This window comes from Pontibacillus yanchengensis (assembly GCF_009856295.1).
Lineage (GTDB): Bacteria > Bacillota > Bacilli > Bacillales > BH030062 > Pontibacillus > Pontibacillus yanchengensis_A.
Map to the genome: position 1 here is coordinate 317,495 of NZ_WMEU01000004.1, position 23,080 is coordinate 340,574.

Sequence of the window (23,080 nt, forward strand, 5' to 3'; positions counted from 1 at the left end):
GGAAGATTGTCATGAGCTCAACGCAAGCCTCTCCAGCGCTATATAACAAAGGGGTAAACGAGAACCACTTTTTAACCATTGGCGAATGGTCCATTCAAACTATTGAACACGTCTTAGAGCAAGCTCAAGTGTTAAAAGAAAAACAGCAAAACGGAATCCTCCAAACAAATTTAAATGGAAAAATACTCGGCATGATTTTTGAAAAATCCTCTACACGTACTCGCGTTTCTTTTGAGGCGGGAATGCTGCAGTTAGGTGGAGATGCCATTAACTTAAAGTCAGATGACCTTCAACTTGGACGCGGGGAGACGGTAGAAGATACAGCCAAGGTATTATCACAATATGTGGATGTGCTAATGATTCGTACATTTGGACACGAGACGATTGAACAGTTTGCAGAAGCGGCTGATATACCTGTCATTAATGGATTAACCGATCTCCATCACCCAACTCAGGTCATGGCTGATTTATTGACGATTAAAGAGAAAAAAGGTGCGCTAGCTGGCGTGAAGGTTGCTTATGTAGGAGATGGAAATAACATGGCTCATTCCTTTATCGAAGCTGCCTCTAAGATGGGGATGCATTTATCCGTAGCTTCTCCTTCAGGTTACGAGCCGGATAAATCCATTGTACAAGAAGGAAAAGCTCTTGCTGAACAAACAGGCGGATCAATTACCATTACGAATAATGCAAAAGAAGCAGTTACAGGAGCGGACGTTATTACGACAGATGTTTGGGCTAGCATGGGCCAAGAAGAACAACAACAAGAACGCTTGGATGTCTTCTCAAGTTTTCAAGTGAATGAAGAACTATGTGCCTACGCAAAAGAAGATTATGTGTTTATGCACTGTTTACCAGCTCACCGAGGAGAGGAAGTAACGGCAGATATTATTGATGGAGTCCATTCTGTTGTGTTTGAAGAGGCGCAAAATCGACTTCACGCCCAAAAAGCCATTTTAACCTATCTATTACTAGGGCATTAACTTTTGTTGAGAATGTATAAAAATACTTCGTTTTAAATAAAAATTCGAAAAAGGAGCGATCGATATGAGTAAGGGCAAAATCGTTTTAGCGTATTCTGGAGGCCTAGATACATCTATCTCAGTGAAATGGATTCAAGAAAAGTACGGCTATGAGGTCATAGCTGTAGGCTTGGATGTTGGAGAAGGGAAAGACCTTCAAACGATTAAGGATAAGGCACTGCAGGTAGGCGCGTCTAAGGCATATGTTATCAATGGAAAAGAAGAATTAGCGGAAGAATACTTGTTGCCAGCTTTAAAAGCAAATACATTATATGAAGGAAAATATCCACTTTCCTCCGCGCTATCTCGTCCACTTATTTCGAAACTGTTGGTCGATATAGCTGAAAAAGAAGGCGCAGTTGCCGTTGCTCATGGTTGTACTGGAAAAGGAAATGACCAGGTTCGCTTCGAATTGTCCATTCAAGCACTGAATCCTGACCTTAAAGTTGTGGCTCCAGTTCGTGAATGGGGAATGACGAGAGATGAGCAATTGAAATATGCCCAAGAAAAAGGGATTCCAGTACCAGTCAACGAAGAGAACCCTTTCTCAATAGATGCAAATATTTGGGGGCGTGCTTGTGAAGCAGGGGTACTCGAGGATACATGGGCAGAAGCACCTGAAGCAGCATTTGATTGGACCAACCCAATTTCCGAAACACCAGATGAACCTCAATATCTGGAAATTGATTTTGAACAAGGACGTCCAGTTGCCTTGAACGGAGAACAGAAAGACCTTGTCTCGTTAATTGAACAATTAAATCAAATTGGTGGCCTACACGGTGTCGGACGTATTGATCACGTTGAAAATCGCTTGGTAGGCATTAAATCAAGAGAAGTATACGAGAATCCAGCAGCCCTTATTTTAATTCAGGCACACAAAGAGCTGGAATTCCTAACCCATACACGGGAGGTTTCTCAGTTCAAAACATCGGTCGATCAACAATTGGCGAAACTGATCTATGATGGACTTTGGTTCTCTCCATTGAAATCAGCACTTGAGGCTTTCATTGATGATACGCAAAAAATGGTTTCTGGGAAAATCCGTGTCAAGCTGCATAAAGGTCATTACAGTGTAGTTGGACGTCAATCTGAATATTCCCTTTATAACGAAGAACTGGCTACGTATATGAAGGGTGATATGTTTGACCATGAAGCAGCGCAAGGATTTATTAAACTTTGGGGACTACCAACGAAAGTTCACGCCGAGGTACACAATAAACCAAAAGTCTCCCAGCCATAAGGAGGTGGATGCTGATGTCGAAATTATGGGGTGGACGTTTTACAAAACAAACGAACGAACTGGTGGAAGAGTTTACCGCTTCGATTTCGTTCGATAAGGAGTTTGCGGAAGAAGATGTAGAAGGAAGCCTTGCCCATGTCATCATGCTTGGGGAATGCGGTGTCTTGACCGAAGAAGAGGTTACTCAAATCCAGTCTGGTCTTATTACGGTACTCAATAAAATTAAGAATGACACCTTTGAGTTTTCTGTTGCAGATGAAGACATTCATATGAACATTGAACGTGCATTAATCGAAGAGATTGGTCCTGTAGGTGGGAAGCTGCACACAGGAAGGAGTCGAAATGACCAAATCGCTACAGATATGCATCTATATCTCGAGCGGAAAACGAAGCATTTCATCTCCTTGATTGAACAGGTACAGAAATCAATACTAAAGCAAGCGGCTGATAATGTTGATACGATTTTACCAGGATATACGCACCTGCAACGGGCTCAACCAATCTCTTTTGCCCATCATTTAATGGCATACTTTTGGATGCTTGAGCGGGATAAAAGTCGGTTCAAAGATAGCTTGAAGCGAATTAGCATATCACCACTCGGTGCGGGTGCCCTAGCTGGAACGACCTTCTCCATCGATCGTAATCGCACAGCAGAAATATTAGGCTTTATGGATGTGTATCCAAATAGTCTTGATGCAGTAAGCGATCGCGACTTCATTTTAGAGTTTCTATCGATTGCATCTACGTTTATGATGCATGTGTCTCGATTATCAGAAGAACTTGTCATATGGAGTAGTCAGGAATTTCAATACATTGAGCTAGATGACTCCTTTTGTACTGGATCCAGTATCATGCCGCAAAAGAAAAACCCAGATGTACCCGAGTTGCTTCGCGCTAAGACAGGACGCGTAAATGGGAATCTATTTGGGCTTCTTACGGTATTGAAGAGCCTGCCTCTTGCGTATAATAAAGATATGCAAGAAGATAAGGAAGGCATGTTGGACACAGTGAAAACACTAGATGGGACATTGAAGTTGTTAGCCCCAATGATTGAAACGATGGTCGTAAAGAAAGAGAATATGAAAAAATCCGTTCAACATGATTACTCCAACGCAACAGATATTGCGGATTACTTGGTAAACCAAGGTTCAACCTTTAGAGAAGCCCATGAGGTTATTGGGAAGATTGTCTTATACGGCATCGAACATCAAAAATATTTACTCGATTTAACAATGGATGAATACAAGCAATTCAGCCCATTGTTTGAAGATGATATCTACGAGCTCTTACAGCCACAATCGGTTATGAACGCGAGAAATAGTTATGGCGGCACATCGGAACAACAAGTACAAAACCAAATAGAATATGGAAAAACATTTATACGAACGTAAGCGGATCATTTCGCTTACGTTTTTTTTGTGCCAGACCCCCCGCTGTGATAGTGATGTACATCGATAGAGGAATGGGAGTCTGCAACAAATATAAAAAATTCTCAAAAAAAGTGATCCAACGTCTGTATTCATTCGATAGCTTAATAGAAAACATCATAATGGTTTGGTAATTTATTTACGGGTATAGGAAGAAGTGGTGGGTAAATAAAACTACAGTTGCTAGATCATTATGATCATGTACTGTGCAAGAGACATGGGTACAAAAAATCAAGGAGGTTTTTAAGCATGAACGTAAAAAAGGCATTTGTAGCGATTCCGATGAGTGTCGCACTACTGGTACCATCGACAGCTGGTATCGTATCAGCGGACGATCATATGATGAAGCCGAAGGTGGACACGCCTGCGGTAGAACTTCGAGCGAATTTAGACCAACTTTTCTCTGAACACGTGTACTTGGCTATGACAGCAATGAGAAAAGGTGCAGCTCAAGAACCTGATTTCAACCAAGCGGTAGTAGCACTGAAAGCAAACACGGACGACCTTACGGCAGCTATTGAAAGTGTATATGGCGAGAAGGCTGGAGACCAGTTTCATAAATTCTGGAGTGACCATATCGGTTACTTTGTAGACTATGTAAACGCAACAGCAGAAAATGATGAAGAAGCTAAACAAGAAGCGTTGGATAATCTAGCAAACTATAAAGAAGAATTCTCTTCCTTTTTATCCGAAGCAACAAACAACCAACTTAAATCTGATAACCTAGCAAAAGGTCTTCAAATGCACATTAACCAACTAATCACTGGGTTTGATGCTTTCGTAAACGAAAACTACGATAAAGCATATGATGCTCAAAGTGATGCAATGGAGCATATGTATAATCCAAGTAAAGGGTTATCCAGTGCCATCGTGAATCAATTCCCAGAAAAATTTGATAACACGAAAGCTGTTACAAAGGCAGCGAATCTACGCTCTGATTTGAACTTCCTATTTTCTGAGCACTTTGCACTTGCGCAACAAGCAATGCAAAATGGCATCCAAGGAGCACCAGAATTTGATGCAAGTGTAGCACAGTTAACCGAAAACACAGAGGAACTTTCTGCTACGATCGGTTCTGTATATGGGGATGAAGCTGAGAAACAATTCAAAGAGCTATGGAGCAGTCACATTGGCTACTTTGTAGATTATGTAAAAGCTACAGGAAATGAAGATATGGAAGCGAAGCAAGAAGCGCTTGATAACCTTGATCAATATCGTGAAGAGTTCTCTAAATTCATGAGCAATGCGACAGAAGGTAAAGTACCTTCCAGTGGACTTGCAAAAGGGCTAGAGACTCACGTTGGCCAACTTACAGGTACTTTTGATGAATATGTAGATGGTGACTATGAGCAAGCTTGGGATATTGCTCGCTCTGGTTACGAGCATATGTTTACACCAGCGAAGCTATTCAGTGGAGCAATCACTTCTCAATTCCCAGAGAAATTCTCTGAAGAAGATAGGAAAGAAGAAGACATGTTTGAAGACGTACCAATGGATCATTGGGCTTCTGAATATATCTACGGTCTAGCAGACAAAGGTATTGTTGTTGGTATGCCAGATAACATGTATATGCCTGATGAATCAGTTACACGTGGCCAGTTCACAGCACTACTTGTACGTGCCCTTGGTCTTGAAACTGACGCTGACCTTCCGTTCACTGACGTTTCTGATACGTTTGCGGCTGAAGTAGCTGCAGCTTATGATGCTGGTATTACAGAAGGCATGACAGAAACAACATTCGCACCAAACGAAACGATTACTCGTGAGCAAATGGCAGCAATGCTAATCCGTGCTTACAATGCAACAGGCGGCGAGCATAATGACAATGTAGCGGACATGATGTACGATGATGAAGACATGATTAGCCCACAATTTGACCATTATGTAAATCATGCTGCTGACCTAGAGCTAATGGTTGGTAATGACGGCGGAGACTTCAACCCGAAAGCTGACGCTAACCGTGCGCAAGCATCTAAAGTAATCTATCTAATGTGGAAACTTAAACAATAATAGAAGAAAGAATGATAGAGCCTGATATCTGCTTTGTAGATATCAGGTTTTTCTGTTTGTAGACTTTTATAGGTACGTAAGCTTTATGGTAAATGGAAGGGATTTCTTCCTAGTAGATAGAAGTGCTATTTAAGGATAATATATACGAAAGGAATGGAGTAAATGGCACATAAACTAGGCATGTCCGGAAGTACCATTTTATCAGACGAAGCGAAATTTGATGAATTATTTCGAACAGAAACCGACCATATTGAAATAGGGGAATTTGCAAGTGAACATGCGTTCCGACAATTCTTAGAAAAGAATCTAAACGAAAAAAGTTATGGTATTCACTCTCCATTGTATCGCTCTAATAGTAAGTATGACTTGCTGGAATATGTTCAAATGGAGCCTGAGCAAGCCTGGGAGCAAATAGAACAAGAGGCTGAGAAGTTATCGAGGCTAGGAGCTGAATATATGCTCGTTCATTTTCCATACTTTAAAGGAGAAGTAGGAGAGAATGGGAATGCACAAATCGAAGCAGGCTTGCAGAGGTTGAGTAATCTGCAAAAGGAAACCAATCTTCCTATCGTATGTGAACCAAAGTTAGGAAAAGGAGCAAATCCAGCCGGTATCTCTCATCTATACAACTTTCCTATAGATGCTTGGGAAAAATACGGTTTACATCTGTGCATGGATATTGGAGACTATTTAATAGCCGTTGGTGATGGCATTGATCAGCACATTCAGAAATGGAACGAGTTTATTAAAGTTGTTCACTTACATAACGTGGTAAATGACACTGGTCATTATATCTGGAATATGATTCATCCCAGTCAGGAACATGATCCGTCTTATTATAAGGTGGAGGAAATCATAAAGCAGTTAGCAACAGGAAAGGATAAGATTTTTGTGTTTGAACATACTCCCCACACGCAGCCGGATGAACAAACAGTGAGGGAAGGAATTCAATGGGTGAGAGAATTGATTGTGTCCACATCATGAATTATTTCTACGGTGGTAAAGTGAGGCGTTTATTTCATCGCCTCATTCGCTACAATCCATCCAGACAGTGTTGTCCCTAATGTACCTGCACCAGGGAACGTGGTATCTCCGCAACTGAAGACATCTTCTAATCCGGTATAGACAGAATAATGGTTCAGCCAGCTCCATTTGCCATTTGGAATATATCCCCCTACACGACCTTTGTCTCGTCTAACATAGCGTTCGAAGGTTACTGGGGTGCCTGGCATGAGTAGGTCAATGTCATTCCGAATGGAAGGGAAATGTATTTCGATACCATCTAGAATCTGCTCTACGTATTGTGATTTTCGTTCCTCGTATGTTTCTTGTTGCCACCATTGGCTTATTTCTGTGTGAGTAGAAATTGTAATAGCTCGTTTTCCTTCAGGTGCCATTGTACGATCATCTTGAGCTGATAGTGATAGAAGAAACTGATTTCCTTCAGCTAATGGTTTGTTTGGGTTTTGGATAATTTGGTGATACAGAACATCTGGTGGGTAGTTGTCTTCGACTCCTAAATACAGCATGAAAGCTCCCCATGAAGTATCTATACGATCTTTTTTTACATTCGACTTTGATGATATAGACTCGTCGAACAAGTAATGGAAATTGTGCATGGAATTGTTGAGAATGACTTTCTTAGTAATATACGTCTTTTCGCGTTTACTGTGTACGACCCACTGCCCTTGCTGCTGTTCAATATGAAGAGCGGGTCGACGCATGTGAACCTCCCCGCCATTGTCTTTAATGGAAGTAGCAAGAGATTCGGCAATCGACGTGAGCCCACCTTTAACAGCATAGGCACCTTTATGAAAGGTTTGTAATGCGGCGTGGCCTAGAAAAGCAGGACAATGTTCAGCTGTGGTCTGTACGCTATCCATCAATTGTCCGTTTAGAAAAGCTAAGAATCGTTCATCCTTATGCAAGTTGAAGGATTTCAATCGATCCATAAGTGTCTGAGTCATATAGGGGATGAGCTTAATGCTATTTGTATTCATATATTTCGTCATTTTCATCCATTCAATCGCTCGCTTAGGAGGGAAGACAGGCAGATCATCCAATAAGTGATCGATACGTGAGCCTACCTGAAAGACTTCTTCAAAAAACAGCTTTGCTTGATCAGCTAGATGTGGGAAAAGTCGGTCCAGCTCATGGAACCATGCTTCTTTTTCACGGTAGTAATGAATCGTCTCATCTCTCATATGAATATTCATGATGGTATCCATACGTTTCATAGGGGGGAGCGCGATTTTCAACTCATCAAAAAGGCGTTTTAACACCCCTCCTTCTTCAAATCCCATTCCAACTGTTGCACCTGCTTGAAAACGATAGCCAGGACGATTGAACTTCCCAGCACATCCACCTAATTCAGATGACGCTTCTAATACAGCAACGGAATACCCTTTTTTTGCTAATAGAGCAGCTGCGCTAAGCCCACCAAACCCTGCTCCAACAACAACCATGTCATACGTAGTCATGTCATCACCTTTTAGCTTTTAGTACTTCCATTATAATCTGTAAACGAACGAACATGTGGCATGGATGTTCCGTTGATGTGCTAAGGTAAGAGAGAGTGAAATTTTTTTGTATTATAAGTTTATATTAGATATGATGGCGATAACGAGGAGGTGCTACAATGGCGAAGCACAATTTTCATTTAACCGCAAAATGGCCTGGGGGACGAAATTCCGTAGGTTCTATTGAAGCAGGTCAATTAAATACAGAGATATCTATTCCACCTGAAATGGACGGTCCTGGCGTAGGGACCAATCCTGATGAGATGCTGCTCGGAGCGGCGTCGACATGCTATATTATTACACTTGGTGCAATGATTGAACGCGCAGAATTACCATTGTACAAGATGGGGATGACCTCAGAAGGAATCGTAGATGTAACAAATGGTGTCATTACGTACGAGGAAATCATTCATCGTCCTTCAGTGTTATTAAAAGAGGACGCTACAGATGAACAAATTGAAAAGCTCGAACAGCTGATTGAAAAAGCAGAATCCAATTGTATGATCTCAAGGGCGGTTAAAGGCAATGTTACCATTTCTCTTGAAGCACATATTGAAGTGTTAGAGAGTTAGAGGTCTGATAGTTTTCGCAAGTAGTTCAATTTTGGAGTGCAAAGAATCGTTGGTACTCTTTAATTGAACTACTTTTTATGTAATGAGCTTTATCTCCTATAAATTCAGGGGAAGTTCTGAGAGGAAGGAGGTTCGATTAAAACCGGCTGCATCACACAGCAACATCGAACTGACCTACGTCCTGTAGGCTCGCCTTACGCAGCAATATCGAACAAACCCACGTCCTCTGTGTGCAACAGCTCATACGTCGCTATCAGGGCGCTTGCGCTTTAGTTCTATTCCTATCCTTCTAGGGTGCACGAGAGTTACTGTTATATTCAATGCGCTCTAGCAAATGGACAAATGCCTTTGTAGCTACACCAATCGCATAATAGATAGGAATCGAATAGTAGCTGTTCCACGTAAGTAATTCATATGCCCCAATCCATCGAAATAAACCGCCTCCAATGTACGTATTAAACAAGGAAACAAGTACGTTTCCTATCAAAAATAACTTCCAACTTCTGCAGTACTGAAACAAAAGCATATAGACAATAGGAAGAAGAGTGAAATTGGCGGGGTCAAAGACCTCTCTCTCCAGTGGTGTGAGCGTATAAGGATAGGTCCAAAATAGATACGAAGCTCCTACTTCATCTAAGAAAAATGACACCAACATGACAAATAAACCCACAATCCAAAGATTGAAAGCTATTGAACGTTCGAATAATTTCCACCAAATAAACCATGGGAAAATAAGGGAGAATAATAAAAACCACCATTGGGGAGTAAAAACAACTTCCTCCTTCCAATATTGTAATTGGGTGGATGAAGAGATTTCTTGTAATTCATGAAGTTTTTGTATGTAGTAGTTCATTGGTTGTCGCCTTCTTTGTATTTTGATTACTTCTTAGTTTAAGTCTGAACGCATTTATATATTCATTATGAAACGGCTGATAAGGAGTAGGATTGTGGCTCAAAGCTACGTTTACGAGCGATGCAAAAGTGTACTATTTTAATAGATGGTAGGTAATGATGTATTCTTTTTGCATATTATTAAAATCCGTATTAGACAAAGAAATAATCATCTTAAAAAGGTGGTAATCATGACAAAACGAGATTGGTTAATCAATATTAGAAATAGCAAACAAATGACTCAACAAGAGGTAGCATATACTGCTTTTATTGATAGAGCTTATTATGCACAAATTGAGTCAGGTGCTCGTAATCCTAGTGGTGATGTAACTAAAAGAATTGGAGATGTGCTAGGGTTTCATTATACGAATTTTGAAAGAGACGAAAACTCTTTTACTGTTTCTCTTCGAAACTCACCGATGACATTAGCTCATTGTGATTTGGATTTGAGATATACTTGGGTTTTTAACCCGATAATGCACCAAGAGTTAAGTGATTTAATTGGAAAAAGGGATACGGATATTTTGAATAATGACGGGTCATTAGCTCTTATGAAACTAAAACGAGATATATTAGAACAGAAAATAGGTATAAGAAGAAAAATAACGTACCCTAATCCAACAGGAACTATTTCTTACGATGTGTACGGACAACCTTTATTAAACGAAAAAGGAATCATGATTGGTGTGACAACAGCAGCAACTGAATTAGTGAATTCCTGATATATATGAACGAAAGGAACCGACTCAATTTAATTCAGTGGGTTTTATTTATATCTTAGTCAAACTTTGGAGGAGCTGAATCAATTGCGATATTGTCGCAAATCAGATATATTATGAATAACAACAAAATAATGTTTCCTTCGGGGTGGGGTGCAATTCCCAACCGGCGGTGATCAAGTGAGATACTTGTAAGCCCGCGACCTGCAAAGTGTATACTTTGTGGCTGATTTGGTGTGAGACCAGAGCCGACGGTAAAAGTCCGGATGGGAGAAGGAATAGGAGTAGAGTCGTATGCAGAGTGGTGCAAGCATCACTTTGACAAAATTCTGTACGTCTGTCTTATTGTAGATGACTTGCTTTATCTAACCCTGGGGAACGTGTATCTTCCTCAGGGTTTTTTGTCTTCATAATAAAATAGAAAGGAGGGCGTAAACGTGAACCAAGACCAACAGTATATGCAACTTGCTATTCAAATGGCTCAAACGACAACAGGCCAAACCACACCAAATCCACATGTAGGTGCTGTTGTTGTGAAGGACGGTGAAGTGCTAGGCATGGGAGCTCATTTGAAGGCTGGTGGGCCACATGCGGAAGTCCATGCACTTCAAATGGCTGGGGAACGTGCTGCAGGTGCTACTATCTATGTGACCCTTGAGCCATGTAGTCACTACGGGAAAACTCCACCTTGCGCAGAGCTCATCGTCCAGTCTGGTATTCAACGTGTCGTTGTGGCAACGCTTGATCCCAATCCCCAGGTTGCTGGGAGAGGGGTAAGACGGATACGAGAAGCTGGAATTGAAGTTGAGATTGGGGTTCTAGAAAAAGAAGCAGATGAATTGAATCAGGTTTTTTATCACTGGATTGCCAATAAAACGCCGTATGTAACATTGAAAACGGCGATGTCCTTGGATGGTAAAATTGCTACCACAACTGGGGAAAGCCAATGGATTACCGGAACGGAAGCAAGAGAGGATGTACATCAGTATAGACACACACATGATGGTATTTTGGTTGGTGTGAATACAGTCATTCATGACGGGCCAAAACTAACGACAAGGCTTCCTCATGGTGGGAAGAATCCAGTTCGTATTGTACTTGATACACATTTACGTACTCCTATCGACACACCTCTCATTCAGTCCCCCGAAGCACCAACATGGATTGTGACAGGGAGTGATGTAGAACAGGATCAAATCAATCACTTCCGCCAGTATGGCCATGTTGAGGTTGTGAAGCTTTCCAGCTCGAATATTTCCATTGAAGAAGTATTACGTGTATTAGGAGAAAAAGGAATTACGTCCTTATTTGTGGAGGGTGGAGCCCAGGTAAATGACGCATTTGTTCGTGCAGGTGCCGTGAACCAAGTTATTCAGTATATCGCACCAAAGTTAATCGGTGGTAAAACAGCTCCAACCCCAATTACGGGTGAAGGAATTGCTAAACTAAGTGAAGCAATTTCTTTGAAAATAGAGGGAGTAATCCAACTAGGTCAAGATATAAAGATTGTTGCGAAGCCAGTAGAACAGGAGTGATCCGATGTTTACAGGTATTATTGAAGAGATCGGAAACGTAAAACGAATAAAACCAGGCCAGGAATCGATGGAATTAGTAGTAGGGGCGTCGGAAATATTAGAAGATGTTCAACTCGGAGATAGCATTTCCGTCAATGGCGTATGCTTAACGGTAACGCATTTTACGGACCAAGAAGCAAGTTTTGATGTTATGCCGGAAACCTTTCGAGCGACCAACTTGCACGAGCTTACGACAGGTAGTGGTGTGAATCTAGAGCGTGCCATGCAAGCGGGTGGCCGTTTTGGTGGACACATGGTTTCCGGTCACGCTGATGGAGTTGGAATCATTACAAGCAAAAAGCCAACGTCGAATGCAGTGTATTATGAAATTGAGCTAGATGCTGAATTAATGGATTACTTCGTATATAAAGGTTCTGTCGCTGTCGATGGCACGAGCTTGACGGTGTTTGGCGTCGGAGAAAATTCGATTACCATTTCGCTGATTCCTCATACGATGGAGCACACTTCTCTTGGAGAAAAGAAAGCTGGAGATCGCGTGAATATTGAAATCGATATGCTTGGAAAATATGTAGTGAACTTTTTAACAAAGCAAATGAAGGAAGGCTCTACGTCCCAATCATCAATAACAGCCTCCTTCTTAGAAGAGAATGGTTTTAAGTAACTAAAAGGTAATGGAGTGATAGGCATGTTCGATACGATTAAGGAAGCATTAGATGATTTGAAAAAAGGAAGAATGGTAATCGTCTGTGATGACGAGGACCGTGAAAATGAAGGAGATTTAATTGCGTTAGCGGAACATGCGACTCCTGAAGTAATAAATTTCATGATTACACAAGGAAAAGGGCTTGTTTGTGCACCTGTTTCTCATGATATAGCCGATCAACTAGAGCTTTTTCCGATGGTCGAACGGAGCACAGACCCACACGGTACAGCTTTTACAGTAAGTATTGATCATAAAACATCTACAACAGGTATATCAGCAGCAGAGCGCGCAAAGACCATACGTGAACTCTTGAATCCAGAAGCCAAATCGCATGATTTTAAGCGACCTGGTCATATATTCCCCTTACTGGCTAAAGAAGGTGGAGTGCTTCGTCGGGCAGGTCATACAGAAGCGGCAGTGGATCTAGCTAAGTTAGCAGGATCAAAGCCAGCAGGCGTCATTTGTGAAATTATCAAAGACGATGGCACGATGGCACGAGTTCCAGACCTTCGCAAAATGGCGGATGAGTTCGACCTAAAAATGATCACCATCCAAGAGCTTATCCAGTATCGCAATCGGGAAGATAAACTGGTGCAACGGGAGGTTGAAATTCAGCTTCCGACCGAATATGGTGATTTTAAAGCAATCGGATATTCGAACGTCGTAGATGATAAGGAACATATTGCCCTAGTCAAAGGAGAAGTGGATCCTGATCATCCTACACTTGTTCGCGTTCATTCAGAATGTTTAACAGGTGATGTGTTTGGTTCTTATCGATGCGATTGCGGGCCGCAACTTCATGCAGCCTTACAACAAATCGAAGAAAATGGCTCAGGTGTCCTGTTATATATGCGCCAGGAAGGCCGGGGTATAGGCTTATTAAATAAGATGCACGCGTACAAGCTACAAGAGCAAGGACTTGATACTGTAGAAGCCAATGAAAAACTAGGTTTCGCTCCTGACCTAAGAGACTACGGTATTGGCGCGCAAATTTTAAAGGATATCGGTATAACGCAATTAAAACTACTGACCAACAATCCGCGAAAGATTACAGGGTTGAAGGGATATGGGCTAGAAGTTGTTGATCGCGTTGCGATACAAACCGAAAGTCGTAAAGAAAACGAACGATATTTAAAAGCAAAGCAAAGTAAATTAGGGCACTTATTTCACTATTAATGAGTTAGAGGAGGAGAAAGCATGGGCAAAACATTTGAAGGAAACTTAGTCGGAACAGGATTGAAAATAGGGATTGTTGTAGGACGATTCAATGATTTCATTACGAGTAAACTATACGACGGAGCAGTCGACACATTGAAGCGCCATGGCGTAGACGAAGAAGATGTGGATGTGGCATATGTACCTGGTGCTTATGAAATTCCGATGATAGCTAAACGCATGGCAGATACGAATCAATATGATGCCGTTATCACCCTTGGAGCGGTTATTCGTGGCTCTACACCACATTTTGATTATGTATGTGGCGAAGCAGCAAAAGGCGTATCGCAAGCATCCATGCAAACAGGCGTACCAGTCATGTTCGGTGTCATTACAACAGAAACCATCGAGCAAGCCATCGAACGTGCCGGTACAAAAGCCGGTAACAAAGGCGCTGAAGCAGCTACGGCAGCTATCGAAATGGCGAATTTAACGAAATCATTTGAGCAATAAGGAGCCTGTTTAGGGCTTCTTTTTTTTGCGTTTAAATCTTCATATAAGCGCCATCAATAACTCCTTATTAAAGTACACTTCTAACTAGTGTGCTTTTTAGAATTTAGATAATGAAGACACTGATCTCCAAATGGATATTTATTGTGAAATTTAGAGTATGGGGGGTTAAGGAGTTAAACTAGTCGGTAGGGTGCTTATGATAATTGGAAAATTTTAATCATTTTAAAAATTTAGTGTACGAAATTATAATTACGTTAATGTGAACGAATAAGAATTGGATTTAGTTACTTAGTATAAATTCTTTAAGGAGTTAATAATGGTTACAGGTATATCTTTCGCTATTTTTCTTTTATCTTTTGTATTAGGGGTTATTGGAGGCTCTCTTCACTTATTTCTCCTTCTTACTATTAGTCTAACCGTTGCAAGTTTATCCTTTATCCTAACTGCCTTAACTATTGATAAAAACTCAAAGCAAATAAAAAAGCCGTTTCGAGGGCGCCCCATGACTGTCTTTAGAGTTGTGATGTTATTTCTAGGAGCAGGTTGTTTACTCATTTCTTCTCTTTATTTAATGGATGTTCCAACATATGTAAGTGGAGATTATCAAAAAGTAGAAGGAGTGCCTTCTAATATAAAACATTCTAAATCAACACGTACAAATCCAGGGGGCGGTGTTGATGTCACAATTCAGGATTACACATTTCAGTTAAATTTGGATTATCCTATGAAAGAAATAAAAGGTCAACGATTTACCATCCATTTCCTTCCGCATTCCAGTTGGGTTGTTGATTATCATATAGAAGATTTAGATTAAGAATTGTTGAGAACCCCTACCCTAAAGTAAAATTCCTGCTTATGTAATGTACAATGATTTACTTCTATTTTACGGTCAAAGAAATAAAGAGCATATAACTTAAAAAAGGGAATTATTGTGATAGAAGTGATCTAATGTTTTTTCCTGAAGCGAAAGATGTAAGTCAGGTCAAATTTTATATGTTAATTGCTACTCAGATTTATGTATTCTTAGCAGTAGTAATAACGTTTTATATTCTATACAAAGTTGCTATGCTTTCAAATAATAAAGGATTTAAAAATTTATTTCTGTTTTTAATGAGCTTGGTGCTTCGTGTCCCTTTCCAGTCCGTTGAACTAACTGAATACAATAAGCTATCTTTTAGGACAGTAATAAAAGAGGTATGGAAAGAACTGTTATTTTTTATTATAGCTACTATATGGTTTTTAGGTGCGATGATTGTAGGCTATATTCAAATTCAAGAATTTATATCTCATTAATATGTTACAGAATACTATAATTAAATCTAAAACGTATTGAGAATAATAGAATATTTAGCAAATTAGGAGGGGCTTTGATGGGAGGTGAAAAGTTTTTTATTTATTAGGTAGTATATCTTATATATCATGGCCATTTTATTTTTTAGTGTACAGAAACAAATATACTACTGAAGAAACTGTTCAAGCTATCGTTTTTATATCTATTATGATGACTCTCTATTTTGTAATTACATACTTCTACTATAGAAAGAAATAAAGAAACAGTACTATGGCTTGATTATCTCGAAATCAAGGCTTCAACCTAAGGGTGAAAACATAGGTGCGTCCTTTAATTGTTATGAATCAAAAAGTGCTGTAAGCTTTACTGATCTTAATGACACACAGAATAAAAAAAGATACTGTATTAAATCAATAGAAAAAAGGCAGGTGAAAAATATGCCTAAACTACATAATAGGGAAGATCATAAAGGGAAATTTCGTTCATTTATTGATAACTTGCTCGAGGGGTGCGTTAGTGTGGGATGTATATTTCCCGTATTTTTATTAATATCTATTACTGAGATAATAATTTGGATCACTTAATTTATTTTGAGGATCAAGCCATAATAGTATTATACAAGGCGCATTTACTAAGTTGAAAGTATGGCTGATACAGTTGACCAAAAATTAGTGTGCAAAAAAACATAAAGCCATTCAATATAAAAATGAAATGCTACTACTAGGGTCACCTAATTCTTATATACAATAAGACCTCAATTGCGAAGCCACACCCATATATTCCTCATGCTTTTCTAAGATAGAAGCCATACCTTTAATAACAGCTTGGCGATAATCTTCTTTTCGGAATTCCTCTAATAAAACTTCTACTGTATCCAGTATTTCCTGATCGGATTCTTGTTCTTGTATCTTTTTTAAAATATCCACTATATCTTCTAATTGTTCATATTTAACGTTTTCGGGAATGATTTGTCTCATAATGGACTCTGATATGACTGGTTGGTCACCGTGCTTTTCAAATCCTTCCATGATGTAATCAACACGCCTCATGATGGCTAAGGCGAGTTTATGATAATCCACTGCTATGTTATCCAGGATGATTAAATCGATGTAGTTTTTGAGTAGTCCTTGGACAATGGAGCTAGCTTCCCATACATAGGATCGTTTTGCTTCTCCATAAATGGCAAGAAGATGGTTTTTATAAAATAAATACGAGTGATACCGCATACGTTTAATAAATGTCTCAATCGTATCGTTAAATGGTATAGCTTGTTCACGGACTTGCATAATGATGAATTCACGATGGGTGGCAACTTCTTCAATGGTTACCTTGAGCTGGTGCACAAACTTTTCGCGAGGTTGCATGGGCTCAGAGGTTATTTCATTAACCCTTTGTTGCATTCGTTGCCAATAATATTCAAATAACTCATAGAGAAGAAGGTCCTTAGATTTAAAGTGGAGATAGAATGCTCCTTTGGAAATTCCACACTCATTAGCAATTTCTTGAACAGATGTAGAGATGAAGCCTTTTTTAGCAAATAGTTTTATAGCATTTTCTATAATTGTGATCTTCTTTTGGTCCATGAATGATCGACCTTTCTAAAAAATAGAACCTTTTCTCTTGACTGTGACTGACTGGTCATATATATTGTATATCGTAATGACCGGTTAGTCAATTTCGAAGGGAGAGTCATAGGTGAAGAGTATTATTAATTTTTCAATGAATAATAAATTTGCGGTTTGGTTGATGACGATTATTATCACTGCTGCAGGTTTATATTCTGGTTTAAATATGAAGCTGGAAACGATACCTGATATCGATCCTCCGGTAATTACGGTGACTACCGTGTATCCAGGTGCGACACCAGCAGAGGTAGCAGAAGAGGTGTCTGAACCATTAGAGAAGCAAGTTCAAAACTTGAGTGGTTTAAAGACAGTGAGTTCTACATCTTTTCAAAATGCATCGAACTTACAATTAGAGTATAGCTATAATAAGGATCTGGATGAGGCAGAGGATGAACTACAAGAGGCTGTAGACTCTGTTAGTTTGCCAGATGCTACTCAAAGTCCAGATGTATCAAGGGTTAATTTCAATGCCTTCCCAGTTATCAGTATGAGTGTCATTAATGAAGAAGCCTCCCTTGAGGAGCTTACCACCACAGTGGAAGAAAACATTGTGCCAGAGCTAGAAGGGGTAGAAGGTGTTGCTTCTGTTCAAGTAGCTGGGCAACAAGTAAAAGAAGTACAAATGAATTTTGATCAAGAAGCATTACAAGAACGTGGGATGTCTCAGGATACAGTCATGAACCTCATCAAAGGATCCAATGTGTCTGTGCCTTTAGGGTTGTACACATTTGATGAGACACAAAAGTCCGTTGTTGTAGACGGGGAAGTAACAACACTGGAAGACTTGAGACAATTAGAGATTCCAGCTGTACCATCACAAGGCGGGCAAGGTGCGCAACCCCCTTCCGCGCAGCAATCTCAACCACCTCAGCAAGGAGCAGCACAAACTACAGATCCAAGTCAGCCTAGTGGGCAACGTGCTAGCCAGAATCAGGCTGCACAGCAGCAAGGTATTCCAACTGTCCAGCTCCAAGAAATTGCCAACCTAGAGGTGGTTGGAAAGACAGAGTCCATTTCTCGCACAAATGGAGAAGATTCCATCACGCTTCAAATTGTGAAGTCTCAAGAAGCAAATACAGTTGATGTTGTAAATGCTGTAAAAGAGACAGCATCCGATTTCGAGGAAAACTTATCTGGAATAGAAATGATCACCACATTTGACCAAGGAAAACCGATCGAGGAATCTGTTAGTACGATGTTAAACAAAGCATTGTTCGGTGGACTGTTTGCGATTATTGTTATTCTACTATTCTTACGTAACTTCCGTACGACGTTAATTTCGGTCGTTTCTATTCCGTTATCCTTACTCATCGCCGTACTTATCTTGAATCAGATGGGCATTACGTTAAATATTATGACCCTTGGAGCGATGACAGTAGCAATAGGACGGGTGGTCGATGACTCCATTGTCGTGGTCGAAAATATATACCGGCGCATGTCTCTAACCGAAGAAACGTTAGAGGGCAAAGACTTGGTATTGGCCGCTACCAAAGAAATGTTTATGCCAATCCTGTCTTCAACGATAGTAACCATTGCCGTGTTCTTACCATTAGGGTTAGTGCAAGGGGTTGTAGGTCAAATTTTCCTACCATTTGCGTTAACGGTGGTATTCTCACTACTTGCATCGTTACTCGTAGCTGTAACAATTGTGCCGATGATGTCCCATTCTTTATTAGATAAAGAGAAAGCATCAAAAGCACATAAAGAAGGACCAGGACGTCTTGCTAACGCGTATCGCTCTTTCTTAAATAGCGTTTTAAATCATAAAATCATTACCTCCATTGTAGCTGTAGGTGTATTGGCAGGAAGTATTGCTATGGTTCCATTAGTAGGCGTAAGCTTCCTTCCTAGTGAAGGGGAAAAAATGGTTATGCCAACGTATAGTCCTGCTCCAGGTCAAACACTAGAAGACGTTGAGAACATTGCCAAAGATGCTAAGGAATATTTTGATGGTCGTGAAAACGTTCAGACAATCCAGTATTCTGTCGGTGGAGAGAATCCGATGAGTCCTGGCGCAAGTAACCAGGCAGCATTCTTTGTGGAATATGATAGTGAAACAGAAAACTTCTCAGAAGAAAAGCAGCAAGTGATGAAAGACTTAAAAGCCATGACAGAAGAAGGGGAATGGTCCAATCAGGACTTCTCTGCTACAGGATCTGGTAGCGATATTCAAGTCCAAGTCTTTGGGGAAAACACAGATGAAATTGAACCAGTAGTGAAAGATGTTCAAGCCATGTTAAAAGAACAAGAAGACCTAACGAACGTAGATTCTAGCTTGTCTGAATCCTATGAGGAGTACACCCTTGTAGCCAATCAAGAAAAGCTAAGTCAGTATGGGCTAACAGCGGGTCAAGTTGGAATGGAATTAAATCAAAACGGTCAACGTCCAAAGATTACTACTATCAAACAAGACGGGGAAGAGCTTCAGGTTTATTTAGAAGTGAAACAAGAAGATTATGATAGTATTGAAGATCTTACAGATCGTGAAATCACGACACCAACAGGTCAGTCTATCCCAGTGAGTGAAGTGGTATCTGTTGAAGAAGGAACGACAGAGGACACGATTAGCCGTCGAAATGGTCAAGTATATGCAAGTGTAAGTGCAAAAGCAACAACAGATGATGTTGGCGCAATATCATCAACAGTTAAAAAAGAATTAGATACGATTGATCATCCATCAAATGTAGATATTACGCTTGGTGGAGTAACCCAAGATATCAACGAATCCTTTAGCCAGCTTGGTCTAGCCATGCTTGCAGCCATCGCTATTGTGTATCTTGTGCTAGTCATATTCTTTGGTGGAGCACTAGCACCATTTGCTATTCTGTTCTCCTTGCCATTTACAATTATCGGAGCAGTACTTGGCTTACTCATTGGTGGAGAAACATTGAGCATATCTGCCATGATTGGTGCACTTATGTTAATCGGTATCGTGGTAACCAATGGTATCGTATTAATTGACCGTGTTATTCACAAAGAAAATGAAGGACTATCCACTCGTGATGCGTTGCTTGATGCTGGTGCAACAAGGTTACGTCCAATCTTAATGACAGCACTAGCAACCATCGGAGCGTTGCTTCCGCTAGCATTAGGTTTTGAAGGTGGATCGATTATTAGTAAAGGACTAGGCATTACCGTGATTGGAGGGTTAACAAGTTCCACATTATTAACCCTCTTAATCGTGCCACTTGTTTATGAAACATTAGGGAAATTCCGTCGCAAGAAAAAAGCATAACAAACTATACAAAAAGCGCATCTGCCAAAATTGGCGATGCGCTTTTTTTAAGAAAAGAAAGAATAAATTTTGTTGCTTACATGTCTAGCTTCAGTGCCTATCCCCTGCTGGGGGCAGCAAGGCGCTAGCTTTTCTATCTTTTCTTTTACTACTTTGTATTAGTAACCACCATAACCGCCGCTAAATGCACCTGCTCCAATGATGATAAGCAGAATGAAAAGAACAACTACAAGAGCGAAACCTCCGCCGTATCCGTATCCTCCTGACATCGTATCCACCTCTTTTTCATTTGTTTTTGCCTTCAAGGTTACTATATGTTGAAAATGCAAAAAGGGAAGGGCGAATGTCTATATTTTATGACAGTAGACTTCGTGTACTGTAATGTAAAGGAAGTATCTTACATGTCCAGCCCCCAGCGTCCGGCGACTAGCAAACTTCCTGCCCCTCCTAGCGATAAGTCAACATCGGACGCTTGCGCTTTCTATAATAGAAAAAATGTAAGAAGTGATAGGAGGATGGAAGTTAGGAGCATAGCCAATAATGGTTTTAAAGTTACGGTTCTTACTTTTCGTATATCAACGTTTAATCCTAATCCGCTCATCGCCATGGATAAAAGCATGGTCGTAATAAATGAAATCGTCTCAAGAGCTCCTGAAGGGACTGGGACCTGTTCACCAATCATATAACTTCCAATGAAGCTCATCGCCATAAAACCAAGTAAAAACCAAGGAAAGGCAATTGTTGTTTTTGTATCCTCATTCTTTTTTCGTCGCATCCAAAGCACAAGGAGAAAGGATAACGGAATTAACAATAAGACCCTTCCCAGTTTAGCTAAAAAGGCTAAGGCAAGTGCATCCTCACCAGCCGGTGCTGCAGCTAAAGCAACATGGGCAATCTCATGTAAACTAAGTCCCGTCCACATTCCGTATTGTTCAGCAGTGATTGGCAAGTATGGACCAACGAGTGTATAGCCAATTCCGAACAGTGTGCCTACTAATGCGATGATGCCTACGCTTAAAGCTGTATCTTCGTCTTTTGACTTTATAATGGGAGAAATAGCAGCTATGGCTGCTGCACCGCACACGCCTGTTCCTACTGCAAGAAGGAATGATATAGTCCAGTTAGCCTTTAGCCATTTAGCCAGAAGCAAGGTGATAAGAATGGAAAAGATGATGGTAATTGCTCCTCTGGCTAATAGACCTAATCCTTCCTGGAAAACAACGTCTAAGTTCAGTTTTAATCCAAATAGTATAATAGCAAGTCTTAATAATATTTTAGTAGAAAAATCAATACCGTGTTTTAGTTTAGTAGGGTAGCCCAAGAAATGTCTATACGCTACCGCTAATAATATAGAGGATGCTAATGGCCCTATGTGTTGAAATCCGGGAAGCTGTGCAAGTAACAATCCAGCACTTGCGAAAAGGAATGTGAGCAGGATTCCACCTGCCTGAAGCTTTGTATTTAGTCTGATCATGTTGATTTCCTCCGTTCATACCTTTTATATCTTAAGCGAAACGGAAGTATAAGTTAAATAAATCATGATAATATTATAGATAAGTAATCACTTATGATTAAAGTGGGGGGATACTATGAATCAATCATATCGTGTGTTTGTTGAAGTGGTAGAACGACAACATTTCTCAAGAGCTGCTGAGGCGCTGTTTATGACCCAACCTGCTGTGAGTCAGTATATAAAGGCATTAGAATCAGAGATTGGCACTCAGCTAATTGATCGCAGCCATAAAAAAGTTCGTTTAACCACAGCTGGGAGGATTGTCTATGAGCATGCGAAAGAGATGATCGGTCATCATGAAACGATGCACCATCTCATTCATGAATTGTTTCATGAGCCGACAGGGACGTTAGCTATAGGAGCAAGCTATACATTTGGGGAGTATGTATTACCTCGCATAATGGCACCACTGAGAGAACGGTTTCCTCATATTCAGCCAACTATAACCATTAGCAATACGAAAGAGATAGCAGAAAAGGTGGAAAAGATGGAGCTAGATATAGGAATTGTAGAGGGAGATATTAATCGCGAATTGCTACAAGTGGAGCATTTTGCAGAGGATTATATGCGAATTGTCGCATCATCTAACCATTCTTATACAGAGAAACTCCCTGTTACCGTGAGTGATTTAGAAAATGAAATTTGGATAACGCGGGAATTAGGTTCTGGTACACGAGAAGCAACAGAGAGGATGTTTACCACAATAGGAATAGATCCAGCCCATCGGATGGAGTTTGGGAGTACTCAAGTCATAAAAGAATCCGTTGAAGCAGGATTAGGTGTATCTCTCGTATCGTTATGGGCGTTACGGAAAGAACTCTCCATGAATACGTTGTTTATTGTGGATGTGCCAGAAGGATATGTGAAGCGTTCCTTTTCCACTCTGTTACGAAAAAAACCAATGCAAACGAAAAACACACTCGTATTTAAAGAGCTATTGCATGAAATGGTGAAGGAGTAAGGATATACGGTATAACTAGTTGCGAATAGTACATTTCTTTTCGAAGTTACGATTCATCGATATACTTAAAGTGAATAGGTGTAAGTAGGTGAAATATAAGTGGTTACATAACAGCATATCTAAATATTGTCAAAAACAAAGGGGTAAGA

General features: G+C 40.3%; 20 protein-coding genes and 1 riboswitch. Of the genes, 15 read left to right on the forward strand and 5 right to left on the reverse strand.

Annotated elements, in window-relative coordinates; genetic code table 11:
• Positions 1-11 precede the first annotated feature (11 nt).
• The 5 genes from argF (at position 12) to GLW08_RS14085 (ending at position 6,683) form a co-directional block, all read left to right on the forward strand.
• On the forward strand, positions 12-983 hold the full coding sequence (argF, locus tag GLW08_RS14065) for an ornithine carbamoyltransferase (RefSeq protein WP_160849273.1): 972 nt from the start codon (positions 12-14) through the stop codon (positions 981-983).
• Positions 984-1,047: 64 nt separating this feature from the next.
• Entirely contained in the window at positions 1,048-2,262 is a 1,215-nt protein-coding gene (locus GLW08_RS14070) for an argininosuccinate synthase (RefSeq protein ID WP_160849274.1), read from the forward strand.
• Positions 2,263-2,276: 14 nt separating this feature from the next.
• A complete protein-coding gene (argH, locus tag GLW08_RS14075; protein ID WP_160849275.1) occupies positions 2,277-3,653 on the forward strand; it encodes an argininosuccinate lyase in 1,377 nt (458 codons plus the stop codon).
• 285 nt (positions 3,654-3,938) lie between these two features.
• Positions 3,939-5,699 carry an S-layer homology domain-containing protein gene (locus tag GLW08_RS14080; RefSeq protein WP_160849276.1) on the forward strand — a complete coding sequence of 587 codons (1,761 nt, stop codon included), beginning with the start codon at positions 3,939-3,941 and terminating at the stop codon, positions 5,697-5,699.
• Positions 5,700-5,861: 162 nt separating this feature from the next.
• A complete protein-coding gene (locus tag GLW08_RS14085) occupies positions 5,862-6,683 on the forward strand; it encodes a TIM barrel protein (protein ID WP_160849277.1) in 822 nt (273 codons plus the stop codon).
• A gap of 29 nt (positions 6,684-6,712) precedes the next feature.
• Here GLW08_RS14085 and GLW08_RS14090 read toward each other — a convergent pair whose 3' ends face one another.
• Entirely contained in the window at positions 6,713-8,179 is a 1,467-nt protein-coding gene (locus GLW08_RS14090) for a phytoene desaturase family protein (protein ID WP_160849278.1), read from the reverse strand.
• A 158-nt stretch (positions 8,180-8,337) separates the two neighbouring features.
• Here GLW08_RS14090 and GLW08_RS14095 point away from each other — a divergent pair, with 158 nt between their 5' ends.
• Complete coding sequence (locus GLW08_RS14095) at positions 8,338-8,790, forward strand: OsmC family protein (protein ID WP_160849279.1); 453 nt, start codon at positions 8,338-8,340, stop codon at positions 8,788-8,790.
• A gap of 289 nt (positions 8,791-9,079) precedes the next feature.
• On the opposite strand, the gene GLW08_RS14100 is transcribed toward GLW08_RS14095, so the two are convergent.
• Positions 9,080-9,643: a CBO0543 family protein gene (locus tag GLW08_RS14100; protein ID WP_160849280.1), complete on the reverse strand. Its 564-nt coding sequence runs from the start codon at positions 9,641-9,643 to the stop codon at positions 9,080-9,082.
• Between the two features lie 229 nt (positions 9,644-9,872).
• Between GLW08_RS14100 and GLW08_RS14105 the strand changes: the two genes are divergently transcribed.
• The 7 genes from GLW08_RS14105 to GLW08_RS14135 all read left to right on the forward strand — a co-directional run bounded on the left by GLW08_RS14105 (position 9,873) and on the right by GLW08_RS14135 (position 15,599).
• Complete coding sequence (locus GLW08_RS14105; RefSeq protein WP_160849281.1) at positions 9,873-10,403, forward strand: helix-turn-helix domain-containing protein; 531 nt, start codon at positions 9,873-9,875, stop codon at positions 10,401-10,403.
• A 132-nt stretch (positions 10,404-10,535) separates the two neighbouring features.
• A riboswitch (FMN riboswitch) is annotated at positions 10,536-10,682 on the forward strand.
• Positions 10,683-10,837: 155 nt separating this feature from the next.
• Positions 10,838-11,935, forward strand: coding sequence for a bifunctional diaminohydroxyphosphoribosylaminopyrimidine deaminase/5-amino-6-(5-phosphoribosylamino)uracil reductase RibD (gene ribD, locus GLW08_RS14110; RefSeq protein WP_160849282.1), 1,098 nt, complete (start codon positions 10,838-10,840; stop codon positions 11,933-11,935).
• A gap of 4 nt (positions 11,936-11,939) precedes the next feature.
• Positions 11,940-12,596 (forward strand): riboflavin synthase, encoded by a 657-nt coding sequence (gene ribE, locus GLW08_RS14115; protein ID WP_160849283.1) that lies wholly within the window; start codon positions 11,940-11,942, stop codon positions 12,594-12,596.
• A gap of 24 nt (positions 12,597-12,620) precedes the next feature.
• Entirely contained in the window at positions 12,621-13,814 is a 1,194-nt protein-coding gene (locus GLW08_RS14120) for a bifunctional 3,4-dihydroxy-2-butanone-4-phosphate synthase/GTP cyclohydrolase II (protein WP_160849284.1), read from the forward strand.
• A gap of 21 nt (positions 13,815-13,835) precedes the next feature.
• Positions 13,836-14,306, forward strand: coding sequence for a 6,7-dimethyl-8-ribityllumazine synthase (gene ribE, locus GLW08_RS14125; RefSeq protein WP_160849285.1), 471 nt, complete (start codon positions 13,836-13,838; stop codon positions 14,304-14,306).
• 316 nt (positions 14,307-14,622) lie between these two features.
• Entirely contained in the window at positions 14,623-15,120 is a 498-nt protein-coding gene (locus GLW08_RS14130) for a hypothetical protein (RefSeq protein ID WP_160849286.1), read from the forward strand.
• A 134-nt stretch (positions 15,121-15,254) separates the two neighbouring features.
• Entirely contained in the window at positions 15,255-15,599 is a 345-nt protein-coding gene (locus GLW08_RS14135) for a hypothetical protein (RefSeq protein WP_160849287.1), read from the forward strand.
• Between the two features lie 735 nt (positions 15,600-16,334).
• Here the strand turns inward: GLW08_RS14135 and GLW08_RS14140 are convergent.
• Positions 16,335-17,180: a TetR/AcrR family transcriptional regulator gene (locus GLW08_RS14140; RefSeq protein WP_160849288.1), complete on the reverse strand. Its 846-nt coding sequence runs from the start codon at positions 17,178-17,180 to the stop codon at positions 16,335-16,337.
• Between the two features lie 112 nt (positions 17,181-17,292).
• Here GLW08_RS14140 and GLW08_RS14145 point away from each other — a divergent pair, with 112 nt between their 5' ends.
• Positions 17,293-20,457, forward strand: a complete 3,165-nt coding sequence (locus GLW08_RS14145; protein WP_160849289.1) for an efflux RND transporter permease subunit — start codon at positions 17,293-17,295, stop codon at positions 20,455-20,457.
• Between the two features lie 158 nt (positions 20,458-20,615).
• On the opposite strand, the gene GLW08_RS14150 is transcribed toward GLW08_RS14145, so the two are convergent.
• Positions 20,616-20,726 (reverse strand): YjcZ family sporulation protein, encoded by a 111-nt coding sequence (locus tag GLW08_RS14150; protein ID WP_084102974.1) that lies wholly within the window; start codon positions 20,724-20,726, stop codon positions 20,616-20,618.
• Between the two features lie 212 nt (positions 20,727-20,938).
• Positions 20,939-21,931 carry a YeiH family protein gene (locus GLW08_RS14155; protein WP_160849290.1) on the reverse strand — a complete coding sequence of 331 codons (993 nt, stop codon included), beginning with the start codon at positions 21,929-21,931 and terminating at the stop codon, positions 20,939-20,941.
• A 115-nt stretch (positions 21,932-22,046) separates the two neighbouring features.
• Between GLW08_RS14155 and GLW08_RS14160 the strand changes: the two genes are divergently transcribed.
• Positions 22,047-22,931, forward strand: coding sequence for a LysR family transcriptional regulator (locus GLW08_RS14160; protein WP_160849291.1), 885 nt, complete (start codon positions 22,047-22,049; stop codon positions 22,929-22,931).
• The last annotated feature ends 149 nt before the right edge of the window (positions 22,932-23,080 follow it).